Source organism: Aureimonas sp. Leaf427, from assembly GCF_001425485.1.
In the GTDB taxonomy this organism is placed as follows: domain Bacteria; phylum Pseudomonadota; class Alphaproteobacteria; order Rhizobiales; family Rhizobiaceae; genus Plantimonas.
On the sequence record NZ_LMQW01000034.1, the window covers coordinates 89749 to 107177 of the forward strand.

Genomic DNA, 17429 nt, shown 5'->3' on the forward strand with positions numbered 1-17429 from the left:
TATGGCTCGCAGCGTTCGTTCCACGTCCCGACTATCGGTCGATGATACTTTAGGCTCGGTCCGCGCCCGCGCGGCCCGGACGAAGTCCGCGCGGGCCGCCAAGACGGCGGTCGCAGCCGCCGATCCCGATTCTGCGAACGAGCAGATTCCGCTGCATTTCCGCGACGATCCCCTGCTCTGGGCCGGATGGCTCTATGCCGAGGACGGGATGACGCAGAACGACATCGCCGCGGTGATGGGCGTCTCGCGCGGGACCGTGAACAACTATCTCTCCGAGGCCCGCAGCCGGGGCATCGTCTCGCTCTCCATGGATCCCGCGCGGCTTTCGGAGTTCGCGATCGCCCAGGGGCTGAAGCAGCATTTCGGCCTCGACGAGTGCATCGTCGTACCATCGGCCGAATCGGGGCCGCCGCTGCTCGACCGGCTCGGCGTCGCCGGCGCGCGCGTTCTGCGCGGCCTCGTCAAATCGGGCGATTCGATCGGCGTCGCCTGGGGGCGCACGGTCATGGCGGTCGCCCGGTCCATGGCGCCGGCGCGCATCCGCGACGTCTCGGTCGTGCAGATGACGGGCGGGCTGACCGCGACCTTCGACTTCTCGCCCGAACTCTGCGTCTCGCGCCTGGCGCAGGCCTTCGGTGCCCGCTCGATCAACATCACGGCGCCCGCTCTCGTCTCCAGCCGCGCGGTGCGCGACATCCTGATGGCGGAAGGAATCGTCGCCGACCAGTTCGCCCTGGCGCGCAAGGTCGACAAGGTGCTCTTCGGCATCTGCTCGACGCGGCCGGAAAGCCTGATCTACGAGAGCGCGCTCATTACCCCCGACGATCTGGCCGGCGGCGCCGCGAGCCGCGCGACGGCGGTGGTCGCCAGCCGCCTGATCGACGATCGCGGCCGGCCGATCGAGGGGGTGCTCGACGAGCGCACGATCGGCCTGACGCTGGCCGATCTGAAGACCATTCCCGTGCGGATCGCGGTGGCCGGCGGCGCGGACAAGGTGCCGGCGATCCTGTCGACCTTGCGCGGCCGCTACGCCACGATTCTGATCACGGATGCCGCGACCGGGCACGGCATCCTGGCGGCGGAGGGCGTCGCCGATGCGCTGGCGCCGCGGGGAACCCGCAAGCTACAAGTCCAGGGAGGGACTGCCGTGAAGACCAAGAAGCTCATCAACGACCCCAAGCACATCATCGAGGAGATGCTGGAGGGCATCGTCAAGGCGCATCCGAACCATGTGCGCCTTCTGGAGGGTAGCCCGCGCTCGCTGATCGCGGTGAACGGGCCGCGCGCGGGCAAGGTCGGCATCGTGATCGGCGGCGGCTCGGGCCACGAGCCGTCCTTCCTCGGCTTCGTCGGCAAGGGCATCGCGGATGGCTGCGCGGTCGGCAACGTCTTCGCCTCGCCCCCGCCGGACCCGATTGTGGAGTGCACCAAGGCCGTGAACGGCGGTGCGGGCGTTCTCTATCTCTACGGAAACTACGCCGGCGACGTCATGAACTTCGACATGGCCGCCGAATTGGCCGGCATGGAGGATATCGAGGTACGCACCGTGGTGACGACCGACGACGTCGCCTCCGCGCCGCGCGACCAGCAGGACCGGCGCCGGGGCGTCGCGGGCAATTTCTTCGTGTTCAAGATGGCCGGCGCCGCGGCGGACCGGATGATGCCGCTTGCCGAGGTCGAGCGCGTCGCCCGCAAGGCGAACGAGCGCACCTTCACGGTCGGCGTCGCCCTCTCGCCCTGTTCGCTGCCGCAGACGCTGAAGCATAATTTCGAGATCGGCGAGAACGAGATGGAGATCGGCATGGGCATCCATGGCGAGCCCGGCATCTCGCGCGAGCCGCTGCGCACGGCCGACGAGGTGACGGACGCCATGCTCGACCGCATCTTCGACGAGCTGAAGGCGGAGACGGGCGGCAAGGTCGCCGTGCTCGTCAATTCGCTGGGCTCGACGCCGCTGATGGAGCTCTACGTCGTCAACCGCCGCGTGCGCCAGCGCCTGGAAAAGCGCGGCATCGAGGTTCACGCGACCTGGGTCGGCGCCTATTGCACCTCGCTCGAAATGGCAGGCATGTCGGTGACGCTGGTCCATCTCGACGAGGAGCTGACCGAGCTTCTCGACCATCCGTGCGACTGCGCGATGTTCCGGGCCGGCTGAGGGGGGATATGGGGGATGAGCATGGGAGAGCGGTCGTGACCGATGTCACCGCCAGGGACCTGATCGCGATGTTCGACGCGATCGGGACGATGATCGAGACCAACAAGGGCCATCTCAGCGAACTCGACGGGGTCATCGGCGATGCCGACCACGGCGTGACGATGGATATCGGCTTTTCTGCCGTGCGGGAGGCGCTGGCGGCGCTCGACGCTTCCGCGTCGGACCCGACCACCGTGTTCAACACGGCGGCGAAGTCCTTCCTCAACGCGGTCGGCGCCTCGTCCGGGCCGCTCTATGCGACCGCCTTCATGCGCGCGGGCGCGGCGGTGAAGGGCAAGGCAAGCCTCGACCGCGACGCGATGGTCGATGCGGTCGCCGCAATGGCCAAGGGCATCCAGGATCGGGGCAAGGCGACGCGCGGCGAGAAGACGATGGTCGACGCCTGGCTGCCTGGCGCGGAAGCCGCCGAGGCGGCCCGCGATGCCGGCCGGCCGCTGAACGCCTGTCTCGCCGCCGCCGCCGCCGCGGCGGAAGAGGGCGCCGAGGCGACGAAGGCGATGATGGCGACGAAGGGTCGGGCCTCGCGCCTCGGCGAACGCGCGATCGGCCACATGGACCCCGGCGCGGCCTCGGCGGCGCTGATGCTGAAGACGATTGCGGAAACCTTCGCCGGGTAGGCAGAGGGCGGTTCTGGCGACGCCGCTCGCCCGGCGTCGCGGGATGGGAGGGGAACAGGTATGGCGGACACCGAGGCGGGTTTGCGCCGGCAGATCATCGATCTCTGCCTGGAGATGAACCGGAACGGGCTGAACCAGGGCACGGCCGGCAACATCTCCGCCCGGTGGGGCGACCGGATGCTGATCACGCCGAGCGCGACGCCCTACGAGGCGATGCGCCCCGAGATGATCGCCTCCATGCCGCTCGGCGGCGACGACGCGCCGACTTGGGACGGGCCGCTGAAGCCCTCCACCGAATGGCGCTTCCATCGCGACATCCTGCGCTCGCGGCCGGATGCGAAGGCGGTCGTCCACGCCCATCCGACCTTCGCCACGACGCTCGCCATCGCCCGCCGGTCGATCCCGGCCTGCCACTACATGATCGCGGCCTTCGGCGGCACGGACGTGCGCTGCTCGGATTTCGCGATCTTCGGAACGCCGGAGCTCTCCCGAACCGCATTGAGGGCGCTCGAGGGGCGCTCGGCCTGTCTTCTCGCCAATCACGGCACGATCGCCGTCGGACCGAGTCTCGAAAAGGCGATGTGGCTGGCGGTCGAATTGGAGACCATCGCCAAGCAGTACTATTACAGCCTCCAGATCGAGGGCGGGCCGGTCATCCTCTCGGATGCCGAAATCGCGGAGACGGCGAAGAGCTTTGCCTCCTACGGTCTCCGGGACGACCACAAGGCTATCGCCGGCTGATCCTCACATCCGTCAGTGCCCGATGCCGACGGCGGCCTCCGGCTCCTCGCCGGCGGCGGCCGGCTGGGCGGCGCCCGTCGCGGTGAGGCGCGGCACGAGGAGGGTGAGGAGGAGCGTCGCGACCGAGATCGCGAAGACGCCCCAGAAGGTGACGTGCAGCGAGCCGGCCAGGGCGTCGCGCGCCATCGTGTCCGCGGCCAGCGCGCCCGGCTTGTCCAGGAGCTCGCGGATGCGGTCGAAGCCGACGGCTCCGCCGTCGCGATGGGCAAGGCCGATGTTGAAGACCGCGCCGAGCGCGGCCGCGCCGAGGGTCGAGCCGAGATTGCGGGAGAAGATGTTCGACGCCGTCGCCGATCCGCGCTCCGCCCAGCCGACGCTTCCCTGGATGATGACGATCGCCGCCGTCGACAGGAAGCCCATGCCGAAACCCATGACGACCGAGCCCAGCGCCGCTGCGAGCGGCGACATGCCGGGCGACAGGAGGACGAAGGGAACGGCGCCGATCGGCAGGAGCGACGCGCCGAAGAGCATGACGCGGCGCAGCCCGAAGCGGCCGAAATTCTTGGCCGCGATCGTCGCGCCGATCGGCCAGCCGAGCACCATGGCGGTCAGCGTGAAGCCCGCGATCAGCGCGGACTGGCCGAGCACGCCCTGCACGTACATGGGCAGGAAGGTCGTGAGGCCGATTACCGACATGCCGGAAAGCAGCGTCGCGCCGTTGACGGTGAGGATCGTGCGGCGGGCCCAGAGCTTCAGATCCATCATCGGATCGCGCGCCCGGCGCTCCCGCACGAAGAAGCCGGCGGCGGCGATGATCGAGACGCCGAGCGCGGCGAGGACGACGAGCGAGCCCGACGTGCCGAGCTCCGTCAGCGAGATCATCAGGGCGGCGACGGCGAGGGTGAAGAGAGCGGCGCCCGCAAAATCCAGCGAGCGCTCGCGCGGCTCGATCTTCTCGCGCAGGAAGCGGACGAAGAAGACGGCGGCGAGAAGGCCGATCGGGATGTTGATCCAGAAGATCCAGGACCAGGAGAAATCCTCGATGATCAGCCCGCCCGCGAAGGGGCCGACGACCGACGAGACGCCCCAGACGCTGGCGAGATAGCCCTGGATCTTGCCGCGCTCCTCGACCGAGTAGAGATCGCCGATCACGGTGAGGCCCACCGGCTGGATCGCGCCGGCCCCGATACCCTGCATCAGCCGGAAGACGATGAGCGAGGGCATCGACCAGGCGAAACCGCACAGGATCGAGCCGACGAGAAAGATCGCGATGCCCGACAGCAGCACCGGCTTGCGGCCGAACGTGTCGGCGAGCTTGCCGAAGATCACCGTCGTCGCCGTCTGAGCCAGGAGGAAGGAGGCGAAGACCCAGGAATAGAGATGGAGATCGCCGAGCTGTCCCGCGATCTGCGGCATGGCGGTCGAGACGATCGTCGCCTCGATGGCGATCATCGCCATGGAGGCCATGACAGCCGCCAGGATCAGCGGACGGCGCGTTGCTGCGGATGGGGTCATGGGGGAGGCTCATCGCTTCTTCGAACGCGATGGCCGCGTCGATTTTGATAAGGTCTGCTGATATGGCGCCGTCTATCGGACCTTGCGTCCAACGGCCAGCCTCAAACGACACGCTCTACGTTCGCTCGCGGCAATCGGACGCGCCCGGTCCGGCACGATAAAGTGTGAGGATAGGGTCGGCGGCTTCGGAAACGAGGAGGCGTTCGCGCAAATGATAGAGGCCGGCCCGAAGGTCGCGACCGGAAAGCCAACCTCCACAAAGGGACCGCGCGGCCGTCGTCTTCCATGGCCTTGTCTTCAAACGCTAATCTTATCTTGAGGCTCTCTTCCTTTCCGGCCGGCGAGATCGGGGCGCCGGGCAGGCGGCTTCGCTCGCCTGACATCCTGCGAACGGAGGCGGTCCGGCTGGGGCCGGCGGCGCTTCCTCTCGGGCTTCCGGCCGCCGGCATAATCGTTAGATGGCTTCTTGACCTGTTGTAACCGGACGTGTTCGGAAGATACGAAAAGGGAACAGAGCGACGATCCGTTCTCGCGATCCGTCGATGGATCACGCGGCCGGTCGTCCTGACGACGATCCGTCGGTGGCCTCTCATGGGAATGAACCGCGTGCTGGACGACCATCAGGCCGACATCGATCTCGTCGCCGGCATCCCCGCCGTGCCGTCGATCCTCGATGTCGTCTGCCGCACGACGGGCATGGGATTTGCGGCCATCGCCCGCGTCACCGAGCAGCGCTGGATCGCCTGCTCGACGCGCGACGATATCGGCTTCGGCCTGATGCCGGGCGCCGAACTGCAGCTCGACACCACGATCTGCAACGAGATCCGGGGCAATCGCGAGCCCGTCATCATCGAGGACGTAGCGGAGGACGCGACCTGGTGCCGCCATCACACGCCGGCGCGCTACGGCTTTCGCAGCTACATTTCCTTCCCGATCGTCCTGGCCGACGGCTCCTTCTTCGGCACGCTCTGCGCCATCGATCCGGCGCCCCGCCAAGTCTCGTCGATCGAGATCACCAGCACGTTCAAGCTCTTCGCCGAGCTTTTGGCCTTCCACATCGACGCGACGCGCAAGCTGACGGAATCGCAACGGCTCCTGGACGAACGGCGCGAGGCGGATCGCCGCCAGCGCGTTCTCCAGCGCGAGCTGGCGCACCGGATGAAGAACACGCTCGCCATGGTGCAGGCGGTGGTCACGCAGAGCCTGCGCAACGCGGCCTCGCTGGAGGAGGCGGCCCATTCCGCCGGCGAGCGGATCGAGGCTCTCGGTCGCGCGCAGGACATGCTGACCGAGAGCAATTGGGAGACGGCCGACATTCGCGACGTCGTGAAGGCCGCGATCGGCCCGCATCTCGACGGCGGCTCGCGCTTCGAGGTGGCGGGGCCGGGCGTCGATCTGTCGGCGCAGCAGGGCATGGGCCTCGCCCTCGCGATCCACGAGCTCGCCACGAACGCCGCGAAATACGGCGCTCTGTCCAACGAGAACGGCCATATCCGCGTCACCTGGGACCTCAGTGCCGAGGGGGCCTTCGGCTTCCACTGGACCGAGGCGAACGGCCCGCCCGTCGCGCCGCCCACGCGGCGCGGCTTCGGCACGCGCCTCACCGAACGCGTCGTGCCGACCTATTTCCAGGGCAAGGCCAGCCTGAACTACGAGCCGGCGGGCGTTGTCTATCATCTGAGCGGCGTGCTCTGACGCCGCTCGGTCCGGCGTCAGCTGGCCTTTGCCCCGATCCCGACAGGACCGCTTTCGAACCGCTCGACCACCATCCGGCACAGCTCGGCCTCCGGCAGCGAGGCGTCGAGGACCAGCACGTTCGGGCCGGGCTCCGGCACTTCCAGCGCGGCGAACTGGCTGTCGACGAGCGAGGCCGGCATGTAGTGGTCGGGTCGCCCCGCCACGCGCCGGGTGACGTCGGCTCGCGAAATCTCGAGATGGACGAAGAGGACGGGGGTGCCGCTGCCGGACAGGACGTCGCGATAGCGTGCCTTGAGGGCCGAGCAGGCGAGAGCGGTGTCCTCGCCCTTTTCGCCGGCAGCTTGGAGAAGCGCGGCGAGGGCCGCCAGCCAGGGTGCGCGGTCGGCATCCGTCAGCGCGATTCCGGCGCGCATCTTCTCGACGTTTTCGGGCGGGTGGATGTCGTCGGCATCGATGTATCGAAAGCCGCATCGATCTCTCAGCGCTTCGCAAAGCGTCGATTTTCCACTGCCCGACACACCCATCACGACGGCGATCCGGGCGGGCTTTGCGGACATGGGGCGATCCTTTGGACGATGGCGGTGGGTTGAGGCCGACCCGCAGGATGCGCGTCGAGATGGGCGAGACAGAGGTCGGCCGCGCAAGGCTCAGAGCGTGGCGAGCACGCCTCCGTCGACATAGATGATCTGCCCGTTGACGAAGTCGGAGGCTGCGGAGGCGAGGAAGATCGCAGCCCCCTGCAGTTCCTCGACGCGGCCCCAGCGCCCGGTCGGCGTTCGCGTCTTCAGCCATTCGGTGAACTTCGGATCGTCGACGAGCGCCTGGTTCAGCGGCGTCTCGAAATAGCCGGGACCGATCGCGTTGATCTGCAGCCCATGCCGCGCCCAGTCGGTGCACATGCCCTTGGTGAGGTTCAGGACGGCGCCCTTGGTGGCGGTGTAGGGGGCGATCGAGTAGCGGGCGGCCTGCGCCTGAAGGCTCGCGATGTTGATGATCTTGCCGCGTCCCCGCGCGATCATCGGCCGGGCCACGGCCTGTCCGACGAAGAAGACGGAATCGACATTGGCCCGCATGATCTCGGACCAGGTCTCCGCCGCATAGGTCTCCAGCGGCGCGCGCCGCTGGATGCCGGCATTGTTGACGAGGATGTCGATCGGCCCGATCTCGGCCTCGATCCGCTCGATGCCGGACTGAACCTGACCGATCTCGGTCACGTCGAAGATCGCGGTCTCGACGGCCAAGCCCTCGGCACGCAGTCTCTCCGCCGCCGCCTCGACCGCCTCGGCCCGGCGCCCGTTGAGGACGATCCGCGCGCCGGCGCGCCCGAGCCCTTCTGCCAGGGCATATCCGATCCCCTGGCTCGAGCCCGTGACGAGCGCGATCTTCCCCGACAGATCGAAGAGCTTCAGCGACATGATCATCCTTCCCGATGCGTGTCTTCTCGGTTCCGACCGATTTCCCGGCGAGCGTTCGTACCCGCGTTTCGTTCAGATCACCGGCCAGACGTGGTGATGCGCCCCGTCCGCGTCGAAGCGGCGATAGGTGTGGGCGCCGAAGAAATCGCGCTGTCCCTGGACGAGGTTGGCCGTGCCGCGGGCGCGGCGGTAGTCGTCGAAATAGGAGAGGGCGGCGGAAAGCGCGGGGACGGGGAGGCCGGCGAGGACCGCGCGGGAGACGACGCGCCGCAGGGCCTCCTGGCCGGACGCGACCCGGGCCGAGAAGCTCGGCGCCTGAAGGAGGTTCACGATGCCGTCGCCGGCCTCGTAGACTTTGGCGATGTCGTCGAGGAAGACCGAGCGGATGATGCAGCCGGCGCGCCAGATGCGGGCGATGTCGCGCAGCGGCAGGTCCCAGCCGTACTCCTCGGAGGCCGATGCCAGCACGGCGTAGCCCTGGGCATAGGCGATGATCTTCGCGGTCTCCAGCGCCGATTCCAGCTCGGCGATGCTTGCGGCGTCGGCCGCCACCGCGCCCGACGTTTCGAGGGCGATGCCGTCGAAGATGCCGGCGGCGGCGATGCGCTCGTCGCGGCGGGAGGAGATGCCGCGCGCGGAGACGGCGGCTTCGAGCGTCGTCGCGCCGATGCCGAGCTTCTGCGCCTCGATGACGGACCAGCGGCCCGTGCCCTTCTGCCCGGCCTCGTCGATGATGAGATCGACCAGCGGACGCCCGGTCTTCTCGTCGGGCTCGGCGAGGACGGCGGCGGTGATCTCGATGAGGTAGGAGGAGAGACCGCGCGTGTTCCAGTCCGCGAAGATCGCGCCGATGGCGGGCGCCTCCAGCTTGGCGCCGTCGCGCAGCAGGCCGTAGATCTCGGCGATCATCTGCATGTCGGCATATTCGATGCCGTTGTGGATCGTCTTGACGAAATGGCCGGCGCCGTCCGGGCCGAGCCAGGCGACGCAGGGCTCGCCCTCATGCTTGGCGGAGATGGGCTCGAGGATCGGCTGAAGGCGCTGCCAGACATCCTTGGCGCCGCCGACCATGATCGAAGGGCCGTGGCGCGCGCCCTGTTCGCCGCCGGAGACGCCCATGCCGACGAAGTGGATGCCCGTGCCCTCGGCGGCCTTCGAGCGGCGCACCGTGTCGTTGAAGTCCGCATTGCCGCCGTCGATGATGATGTCGCCGGCCTCCAGCAGAGGCGTCAGATGGGCGATCTGCTCGTCCACCGGCGCGCCGGCATTGACCATGACGAGCACGACGCGCGGCGTCTTGAGGCCGGCCACGAAGGCTTCCAGGGTCTCTTCCGGATGAAGACGGGGGGCGAGGTCCGGATTGTCGGCGACGAGCCGGTGCGTCTTCTCGGCCGTGCGGTTGAAGATCGCGGTCTCGTTGCCTTTCTCGGCCAGATTGAGGGCGAGCATGCCGCCCATCGTGCCCATGCCGAGCACGCCGATATCCGCCTTGGTCTTCATCGTCTGATCTCCTGCGGGCCCGATCGTTCGCGGGCGTTTCGCCGGCCCGTCCGGCCGGCCTGTCTCGGAACCTTCTTGGGATCGTCATCCCGCCCGCCGAGCGTCGGACGCGCTCTAAATAGGCAAGAACCCATCCGGGAAACAGAGACGAGTCCATACGGGGGCGCAGGGACAGAGGCTCGATCGGATCGAATGTCGAAGGGGCCGCCGGCTCGTCGGACGCTGGTGCGCCCCATCGGCGTGTCGTCCCTTTCTCAATTCGGCCATTCTTGCGGTGCCCGTCCGGGCGGTCCAGAGCCCGTCAGGTTCATGCCGAACCGGACAGGCTCTCGATTCCTTTCTTGTCGTTTGTCTTTCGCGATGCCCGGTTCCCCCTTATCCCTGACAAACTCTGGCGGCCGCCGATTCCGGAGCGCTCAATGCCCATTCGTCCGCGCGGCCTCGGGCCGACGATGTCCACGGCTTTCGCCGCGCTCCTGATGGGGGCCTCGGCCGCAGCGGCTCATCCGCATGTCTTCGCGGAGGCGACGATGGAAATCGTCGCGGACAAGACGGGACATCTGGAAAAGCTGCACAATGCCTGGTGGATGGACGAGCTCTTCTCCTCCAGCGTCATCGTCGATTTCGACAAGAACGCGAACGGCAAGCTCGACAAGGGCGAACTCGCCGCGATCGGCAAGCAGGTGGCGTCCTCGATCCAGGAATGGTCGTTCTACACGTTCGTGCATCGTGGCGCCGACCTCGTCGCGATGAAGGCGCCGCCGACGCTCGACGTCGTCTACGACGAGACGCGCCGCAAGCTGCGCTTCTCCTTCGACATGCGACCGTCGAAGCCGCTCGACCTCGAAGGCGGGACGACGACCTTCTCGGCCTTCGACAACACCTATTTCGTCGCCTTCGACTTCGCCGGGGCGTCCAGCTTCGTCGCCAAGGGCCTGCCGAAGGACTGCCATGGCGACATGAGCACGCCGTCCCCGGACGAGGCGGCGAAGTCCTGGATGGCGACGATCTCCGCGCTCGGCAGCAACGACACCGTGCCGGAGGACGGGATCAAATTCTCCGAAGTGCTCTCGACCAAGTTCAAGATCGCCTGCGGGGCGGGCTGAGGTTCGGGTGCCGGCGGGTTCCGACTCGTCAAAGCCGCCGGCATCGTCCATGGGTGGATCGGCGTGAGGGGGCCCAAGTCCCCGTCGATGGCAGGGAGACGAGGCGATGGCGCGCAAGGCGATCTTCGACACCGATCCGGGGCAGGACGATGCGGTCGCGATCCTTTCGGCGCTCGGCTCGCCGGAGGAGATCGAGGTTCTCGGCATATCGGTCGTCGCGGGCAACGTGCCGCTGCATCACACGGTCGCCAATGCGCTGAAGCTCGTCGAACTGGCGGGCCGGCCGGACATTCCCGTTCATGCCGGGGCCGACCGGCCCTTCATGCGGCGTCTGAAGACGGCCGAGCATGTCCATGGCGAGACGGGGCTGAACGGTCCCGACCTGCCGGCGCCGACGATCGCAGCTGCTCCCCGGCATGGCGTGGACTTCATCATCGAGACCGTGCGCGCCCACGAGGCCGGCACCGTGTCGATCCTGGCTCTCGGCCCGCTGACGAATGTCGCGCTCGCCATCCTAAAGGCGCCGGACATCGCGGCCCGGCTGGAGGCGATCGTCCTCATGGGCGGGGCCTATTTCGAGGTCGGCAACATAACGCCGACCGCCGAGTTCAACATCTACGTGGACCCCGAAGCGGCCAAGATCGTCTTCGCCGCCGGCGTGCCGCTGACCATGCTGCCGCTCGACGTGACGCACCAGATGCGCGCGACCGAGGCGCGGATCGAGGCCTTCCGGGCGATCGGCAACCGGTCGGGCGATGCCGTCGCGGCCATGCTGTCCTTCTCGCAGGGGTTCGATCTCCAGAAATACGGCTGGGAGGGCGCGCCGCTGCACGACCCTTGCGTCACCGCCTTCCTGGTCCGGCCCGAGCTCTTCGAAGGGCGCCTGATCAATGTGGAGATCGAGACGGCGAGCGAGCTGACGCGCGGCATGACGGTCGCGGACTATTGGGGCGTCACGGACCGGCCGAAGAATGCCTTCTTCGTGCGTTCGGGCGATGCCGAGGGGTTCTACGCCTTCCTGGCCGAGCGGATCGCGCGCCTGCCGTGACGCGTTTCGGCTCGACTTTCCCTAAAGTGAGATCGGTGCGGCATTCGGCAATTGGCGGGTTGATTGTGACAGTGAGTTCAGTGATTTGCTGGATGACAGTTTGATGACGTAGGAAAACGAGTGATGTCGAAGATCGAAACCCTGGCCGCGGCCGTCAGCACCTGTGCCGTCCCGGGATCGAAACCGAAGGAGATCATCGCGGCCGTGCGCGAGCTTCATCCCGAGGCATCCAAGAAGGACGTGGTCCGTGCCGCCTTCTACGCCCTGACCGGCGGCACCCCGCTGGACGGCGAGAAGAGCCTGCAGATCCACGATCTCGCGATCAGCGAGCGCGTCGCCGACGAGGTTCCGGCCAAGCCCGCGACCAAGGTTCGCAAGGCCCGCGCCAAGAAGCCGACCGCCTGAAGCGTTCTATCTTGAGGGCGCGAGCGTGTGATAGAGCGCGCTCGCGCAAAGCCGTCGCTGCCGATCAGGCCGCGACCGCGCCGAGCGTTTCAGCGCCCGATGCTGGGGCGGTCCGGGCGCGTCGGGCGAGGTCTCGCGCAGCCGCGACGCATTCGGCGGATGCGTGGAGATAACGCGGGTTCAGCTCGATGTTGAAGACCGCGCCCTCCGGGAAGACGCAGGTTTCCACGATCGCGTCCCAGGGAATGTCGCCCCAGCCGATGGGCAGATGCAGGTCGCCGTGACCGTAGGCGAGGCGTTCGCCCTCCGTGTACATCCAGAGATCGTCCGGGCGGCCGAAACTGTCGTGCAGATGGAAATGGGGAGCGAAGGGGGCGAGGGTTCCGATCTCCTCGACCAAGCTGTCGCGCCGTCCCTCCGCATCGAGCTTCAGATAGCTGTGGCTGACGTCGATCGTCGCCTTGACCGCCGGATGGCCGATCGCCGCGAGTTCGCGGGCGAGCCGCGCCGGGCTCGGCGTATGCGTGAAGCCGTCGAACTCGAAGAGCGTTTCGACACAGAGGACGAGGCCGCGAGCGGCGGCGAGATCGCCCGCCGCGGCCAGCAGATCCCGCTGGCGGCCGTAGCCCTCTTCGATCGCGTCCATGCGCCGCTCCTTCGTCATGCCGGCGTGGACCACGTAATGCTCCGCGCCGACGGCGGCCGCGACGTCGAGCGAAGCCTCCAGCACCTCCATGTGCCGGGGAGACCGGATGGCGGGGTCCATCAGGTTGATCGCCAGCGGCCCGTGGACCGAATAGGCGACGGAGCGCCCCTCGCAGGCGCGTATCAGCGCGGCGAGCTGGGGCCGGCGGATGCGGCCGCCGACGACGAGATCGTAGTCGAAGGTCGGCAGTTCGATCAGGTCGACGCCGAGTGCCTCGATCCGGTCGAGTTCGGCCCCGAGATGGCCGAGACCGGGCTCGACCGAGCGGGCCGACATGCCGACCTTGCAGGCGATCGGCGCCATCCCGGGGCCGCCCTCCGTCCGCCTCTGCGGGATCATGCCTGCGCCTTTGCGGCAGAGCGGCGCCGGCGGGCGATCTCGACGGCGACCGCACCCGCGACGGCGAGGACCATCATGACGAGACCGAGCGCGTTGACCGCCGGCGTCAGGCCCGCCCGAACCTTGGAGGCGACGAAGATCGTAAGGGGCGTCTCGACGCCGCGCACGAAGAGGGTCGTGTTGTAGTTCTCGAAGGACTGGAGGAAGGCGATGCCGGCGGCCGCCCAGAGCGAAGGCCTGAGATAGGGCAGGAGAATGCGCCGGAAGACGAGAAGGCGCGAGGCTCCGAGGCCGAGGGCGGCGTCCTCCATCGTCCGGTCGAAGCGCTGAAGCCGCGCGGCGACCATCAGCATCACGAAGGAGATGATGAAGCTGGACTGGGCGAGGATGCTCAAGGCCAGGCCTCCGCCGACGCCGATCCGGCGCCAGAAGAGCAGCGTCGAAATGCCGATCACGACGCCGGGCGTCAGCAGCGGCGAGACCATCAGCGCGTAGAGGAAGCTCCGCGCCCGGCCGTTGAGGCTGGTCAGAACGAGAGCCGCCGCCGTGCCGACGGGCAGCGAGATGGCGATGACGCCGGCCGCGATCATCAGCGAACTCAGGAGCGCGCGGCCCATTTCCGCGTCGGTGAAGAGAGCCTCCAGCCATTTCGTCGTCGTGCCCAGCCAGGGCGAGATCGTGGGGAAGCTGCTGGCGTTGAACGTGGCAGCCGCCAGAATGCCAAGCGGCAGGAGGAGATAGGTGAAGAAGGTGGCGGCGTAGAGCCGGAAGGCCAGGCGCGGCATTCCGCGCCCGAGCCGCGAGGCGAGGCCATCGGCGGCGTTCGAGGCGGGGCCGGCGGGGGCGATCGTCGGGGTCTGAAGCACGGTCATTTCACCGCACTCGCCAGATCGACGCGGAAGAGGCGCAGCATGCCGAGCACGGCGGCGATGCAGAGGAGGAGCAGCGTCAGGCCGTAGGCCGCGCCCCTGTTCCAGTTTCCGCTCTCGAAGAACCAGTCGTAGATCAGCTGCGTGAACCAGCGGCTTCCCGGCGCGCCGAGAAGGGCGGGCGCGATGTAGCTGCCGGCGGCGAGCATGAAGGTGAAGACGCAGCCGGTCGCGATGCCGACCTTGGCATGGGGCAGCACGACGCGGCGATGGATGCGGATCGTGCCGGCGCCGAGATCGCGTGCGGCCTCGATCTGCGCGCGGTCGAGCGTGCCGATCGAGTTGTAGATCGGGAAGAGCATGAAGAGGAGATAGGCATAGGCCATGCCGGCGAGGACGCCGCCGTCGCCGTACCAGCGCATCGGCTCCGACAGGAGGCCGAGACCGGTCAGCATCTGGTTCAGCGGGCCTTCGAAGGCGAGGATGATGTACCAGGCGAGACCGCGCAGCACCTCGTTCATGAGGTAGGGAACGGCGAGGACGAGCAGCACCAGCCCGACCTGCCGCCGCGTCGCGGTCTGCGCCAGCCAGTAGGCGAGCGGATAGCAGAGGACGAGCGTGGCGAGCGTGACGACGGCGCTGCCCCAGACGGTCTTCAGGAAGATCCAGACATGGGCGGGGCGGTCGAGGAGATAGAGAAAGTTCGTGGCCGAGTAGACGTCCTTCGGCCCGCCCAGCTGTGCCGGCGGCAGGTTGGGGCGAAGCGCGAAGTCCAGCATGGTGAGGTTCGGCACGAGGACGAGCCCCGCGAGCCAGAGCGCCACGAGGAGAAGGAAGGTCGAGCCGAGCGGCCCGCCGAACCGGCGCAGGATCTCGCTCATGCGCGCGCATCCAAGGTGCCGAGGACGATCGCGTCCTGCCGGGAGAAGCCGGCGATGAAGGCCTCTCCGATGCCCGGCGCGTCGCCGAGCTGGCGATGCGGGATCGACACCTGGACGGCCAGCGGGTTCGCGCCCTGCGCGACGCGTCCATGGGCGGTGGCGAAGGCGCCTTCGAAATCGAAGCGGTCGGAGACGACGTTCAGCGTGTTGTCCGCGTCCCGCCGGTTCAGGCCGAGGGCTTCCGGGCGAACGTAAAGGCGCGCCTGCATCTGCGGCCGAAGCCCGGCGCCGGGCCGCCCGACGAAACGGCCATGGGGCGATTCGAGCACGGCGAAGCCACCCGCGATCTCGACGACCGTCCCGGTCAGGACGTTCGTCTCACCCACGAACTCGGCGACGAAGGGCGTCTGAGGATTGGCGTAGAGGTCGAGCGGGGCGCCCACCTGCTGGAGCGCGCCGGCGCTCATCACGGCGACGCGGTCGGACATGGCGAGCGCTTCGGACTGGTCGTGCGTGATGTAGATGAAGGTGACGCCCGTCCGCTTCTGCAGATCGCGCAGCTCGGCCCGCATATGCTGGCGCAGCTTCAGATCCAGTGCGGAGAGCGGCTCGTCGAGGAGCAGAACCTCTGGCTCGATGGCGAGCGCCCGGGCCACCGCGACGCGCTGGCGCTGGCCGCCGGACAGCTCGTGCGGCAGGCGGTCGCCATAGCCGGGCAGGGCGATGAGGTCGAGCAGGCGCTCGGCGGCCTTGCGGCGCTCGGCCTTGGGCACGCCCCGCGCCTCCAGCCCGAAAGCGATGTTTTCCCACACCGTCATCAGCGGAAAGAGCGCGAGCGACTGGAAGATCATCGCGGTCGGGCGCCGGTTGGCCGGCACGCCCGTCATGTCGACGCCGCTGAAGAGAACGCGCCCGGCGGTCGGCGCCAGGAAGCCGGATATCATGCGCAGAAGCGTCGTCTTCCCGCAGCCGGAAGGGCCGAGAATGGAGAAGAACTCGCCGGCGCGCACGTCGAGCGACATGCGCTTGACGGCCTGCGTCTGCGCAAAGCGCATTTCGATGTCGATGAGGCTGACCGCATTGGTCATGGGAGGCCGTTCGGAAAGAGGAAAGGCGAGGGGACCTCGCGACTGGCGCGAGGTCCCGGAATTGCGGCCGGTCAGGCGGCGAGGAACTTGTCCTGGTATTCCGTGCGCAGCTCGACGAACCAGCTTTCCTGGATCGGCCACCACCAGAGCTTGTCCAGCGCGTCGGCCGGATAGGCGTTCGCAAAGAAGGTCTTGCTCTCGGCGGGCAGCAGGGTCTCGGCACCCTTCGCGGTCGAGTTGACCTTAGCGTAGCTCGCATACATGGCGCCGCCCTCGGGGGTCAGCATCCAGTTGACGAAGGCATAGGCCTGTTCGAGATTGGCGGCGCCGATGGGGAGCGAGATGCCCTCCATCCAGGTCAGCGCGCCTTCCTTCGGCGCGAGATAGCCGATCGGCATGCCCTCGGCGGCAAGACCGGCGGCCGAGGAATCCCAGGTCTGGCCGATGACGCAGCCATTGGTGCGGAAGGCGCCCTGGGCCTCGTTCTGGTTCGACCAGAACTGCGCGACGTTGGCCTTGTGCGCCACCGCCTCGGCGAGGATCACGTCGTAATTGGCGCGCATCGCCTCTTCGTTCTTGAAGCTGTCGAGGAGGGGCTTGGGCAGCTTGCCCTCGGCTTCCAGCGCGAGGCCGAGGCCGACGAGACCGGAATGGCCGCGAACGGTCGCCTTGCCCGCCATTTCCGGCTTCCAGAGATCGCGATAGGAGGCCGTGCCGTAGGCGAGCGGCGCCTTCTCGGTGTTGTAGGCGATGGCCTCGGTGCCCCAGTCGGTCGGCACCTGATAGCGCTTGCCCTCGACGACGGCGCCGAACTTCTTGGAGCTTTCGATCGCGCTGTCGATGCAGCCGGACCAGTTCACCTTGGCCTCATCGATCGGCTGGACGAGCCCGGCCTCGACGAAGTTCGGCACGCGGTCGACGGCCGGCCAGATGATGTCGGCGCCCTGACCCTGGTTCACCTTCATGAGGTTCAGGATCTCGTCATTGGTGCCGTAGGGCATGTACGTCGTCTTGATCCCGGTCGCCTTCTCGAAGGCGGCCAGCATTTCGGGAGAGACGTAGCCGGCCCATGCATGAAGTTTCAGCTCGCCCGAGCTCGACTGCGCGAAGGCGCCGCGCGAGAGGAAGGGCATCGCCAGCGCGGTGGCGGCTGCCCCGCGCAGAACGCTGCGGCGGCTGATACCGGATGCGGTGATGGTCGCGCCATGGTCCATGGTCGCACTCTCCTCGAAACGGGACGCCGGCGACGGCCTGCGTCTTCCCGAATGAGGCGCCTAGCACTGGAT

General features: G+C 67.9%; 16 protein-coding genes. 7 read left to right on the top strand and 9 right to left on the bottom strand.

The window, feature by feature from the left end:
- Window position 1 precedes the first annotated feature (1 nt).
- Genes ASG62_RS25795 through ASG62_RS16520 form a run of 3 tightly spaced genes read left to right on the top strand, consistent with a single transcriptional unit; the run spans window position 2 to window position 3573 of the window.
- Complete coding sequence (locus tag ASG62_RS25795) at window positions 2-2155, top strand: bifunctional sugar-binding transcriptional regulator/dihydroxyacetone kinase subunit DhaK (RefSeq protein WP_082537126.1); 2154 nt, start codon at window positions 2-4, stop codon at window positions 2153-2155.
- 35 nt (window positions 2156-2190) lie between these two features.
- Window positions 2191-2832, top strand: a complete 642-nt coding sequence (gene dhaL, locus ASG62_RS16515) for a dihydroxyacetone kinase subunit DhaL (RefSeq protein WP_413814217.1) — start codon at window positions 2191-2193, stop codon at window positions 2830-2832.
- A gap of 60 nt (window positions 2833-2892) precedes the next feature.
- Complete coding sequence (locus ASG62_RS16520) at window positions 2893-3573, top strand: class II aldolase/adducin family protein (protein ID WP_056693372.1); 681 nt, start codon at window positions 2893-2895, stop codon at window positions 3571-3573.
- A 12-nt stretch (window positions 3574-3585) separates the two neighbouring features.
- On the opposite strand, the gene ASG62_RS16525 is transcribed toward ASG62_RS16520, so the two are convergent.
- The gene (locus tag ASG62_RS16525; RefSeq protein WP_056693374.1) at window positions 3586-5088 is read right to left on the bottom strand and encodes an MDR family MFS transporter; all 1503 of its coding nucleotides are present in this window, start codon (window positions 5086-5088) and stop codon (window positions 3586-3588) included.
- A gap of 606 nt (window positions 5089-5694) precedes the next feature.
- Here ASG62_RS16525 and ASG62_RS16530 point away from each other — a divergent pair.
- The gene (locus ASG62_RS16530) at window positions 5695-6783 is read left to right on the top strand and encodes an HWE histidine kinase domain-containing protein (RefSeq protein WP_244487539.1); all 1089 of its coding nucleotides are present in this window, start codon (window positions 5695-5697) and stop codon (window positions 6781-6783) included.
- A gap of 17 nt (window positions 6784-6800) precedes the next feature.
- Here the strand turns inward: ASG62_RS16530 and ASG62_RS16535 are convergent, their stop codons facing one another.
- From ASG62_RS16535 to gndA, 3 genes are all read right to left on the bottom strand, one after another.
- Window positions 6801-7343, bottom strand: a complete 543-nt coding sequence (locus ASG62_RS16535; RefSeq protein WP_056693381.1) for a gluconokinase — start codon at window positions 7341-7343, stop codon at window positions 6801-6803.
- 90 nt (window positions 7344-7433) lie between these two features.
- Window positions 7434-8201 carry an SDR family oxidoreductase gene (locus ASG62_RS16540; protein WP_200944660.1) on the bottom strand — a complete coding sequence of 256 codons (768 nt, stop codon included), beginning with the start codon at window positions 8199-8201 and terminating at the stop codon, window positions 7434-7436.
- Window positions 8202-8273: 72 nt separating this feature from the next.
- Window positions 8274-9701, bottom strand: a complete 1428-nt coding sequence (gene gndA, locus ASG62_RS16545) for an NADP-dependent phosphogluconate dehydrogenase (RefSeq protein ID WP_056693385.1) — start codon at window positions 9699-9701, stop codon at window positions 8274-8276.
- A 452-nt stretch (window positions 9702-10153) separates the two neighbouring features.
- Here gndA and ASG62_RS16550 point away from each other — a divergent pair, with 452 nt between their 5' ends.
- The 3 genes from ASG62_RS16550 (at window position 10154) to ASG62_RS16560 (ending at window position 12260) form a co-directional block, all read left to right on the top strand.
- On the top strand, window positions 10154-10807 hold the full coding sequence (locus ASG62_RS16550; protein ID WP_162246007.1) for a DUF1007 family protein: 654 nt from the start codon (window positions 10154-10156) through the stop codon (window positions 10805-10807).
- Between the two features lie 106 nt (window positions 10808-10913).
- Window positions 10914-11855, top strand: a complete 942-nt coding sequence (locus ASG62_RS16555) for a nucleoside hydrolase (RefSeq protein WP_056693387.1) — start codon at window positions 10914-10916, stop codon at window positions 11853-11855.
- Between the two features lie 123 nt (window positions 11856-11978).
- Window positions 11979-12260: a hypothetical protein gene (locus ASG62_RS16560; protein ID WP_056693388.1), complete on the top strand. Its 282-nt coding sequence runs from the start codon at window positions 11979-11981 to the stop codon at window positions 12258-12260.
- Window positions 12261-12324: 64 nt separating this feature from the next.
- Here the strand turns inward: ASG62_RS16560 and ASG62_RS16565 are convergent, their stop codons facing one another.
- The 5 genes from ASG62_RS16565 to ASG62_RS16585 form a co-directional block, all read right to left on the bottom strand.
- Complete coding sequence (locus ASG62_RS16565; RefSeq protein ID WP_082537128.1) at window positions 12325-13305, bottom strand: sugar phosphate isomerase/epimerase family protein; 981 nt, start codon at window positions 13303-13305, stop codon at window positions 12325-12327.
- The gene (locus tag ASG62_RS16570) at window positions 13302-14171 is read right to left on the bottom strand and encodes an ABC transporter permease (protein ID WP_244487540.1); all 870 of its coding nucleotides are present in this window, start codon (window positions 14169-14171) and stop codon (window positions 13302-13304) included. Before ASG62_RS16570 ends, ASG62_RS16565 begins: the two co-directional genes overlap by 4 nt.
- Window positions 14172-14173: 2 nt before the next feature.
- The gene (locus ASG62_RS16575; protein ID WP_056693395.1) at window positions 14174-15055 is read right to left on the bottom strand and encodes an ABC transporter permease; all 882 of its coding nucleotides are present in this window, start codon (window positions 15053-15055) and stop codon (window positions 14174-14176) included.
- On the bottom strand, window positions 15052-16143 hold the full coding sequence (locus tag ASG62_RS28100) for an ABC transporter ATP-binding protein (RefSeq protein WP_056693396.1): 1092 nt from the start codon (window positions 16141-16143) through the stop codon (window positions 15052-15054). Before ASG62_RS28100 ends, ASG62_RS16575 begins: the two co-directional genes overlap by 4 nt.
- A gap of 71 nt (window positions 16144-16214) precedes the next feature.
- On the bottom strand, window positions 16215-17357 hold the full coding sequence (locus ASG62_RS16585; protein WP_056693397.1) for an extracellular solute-binding protein: 1143 nt from the start codon (window positions 17355-17357) through the stop codon (window positions 16215-16217).
- Window positions 17358-17429: the final 72 nt, after the last annotated feature.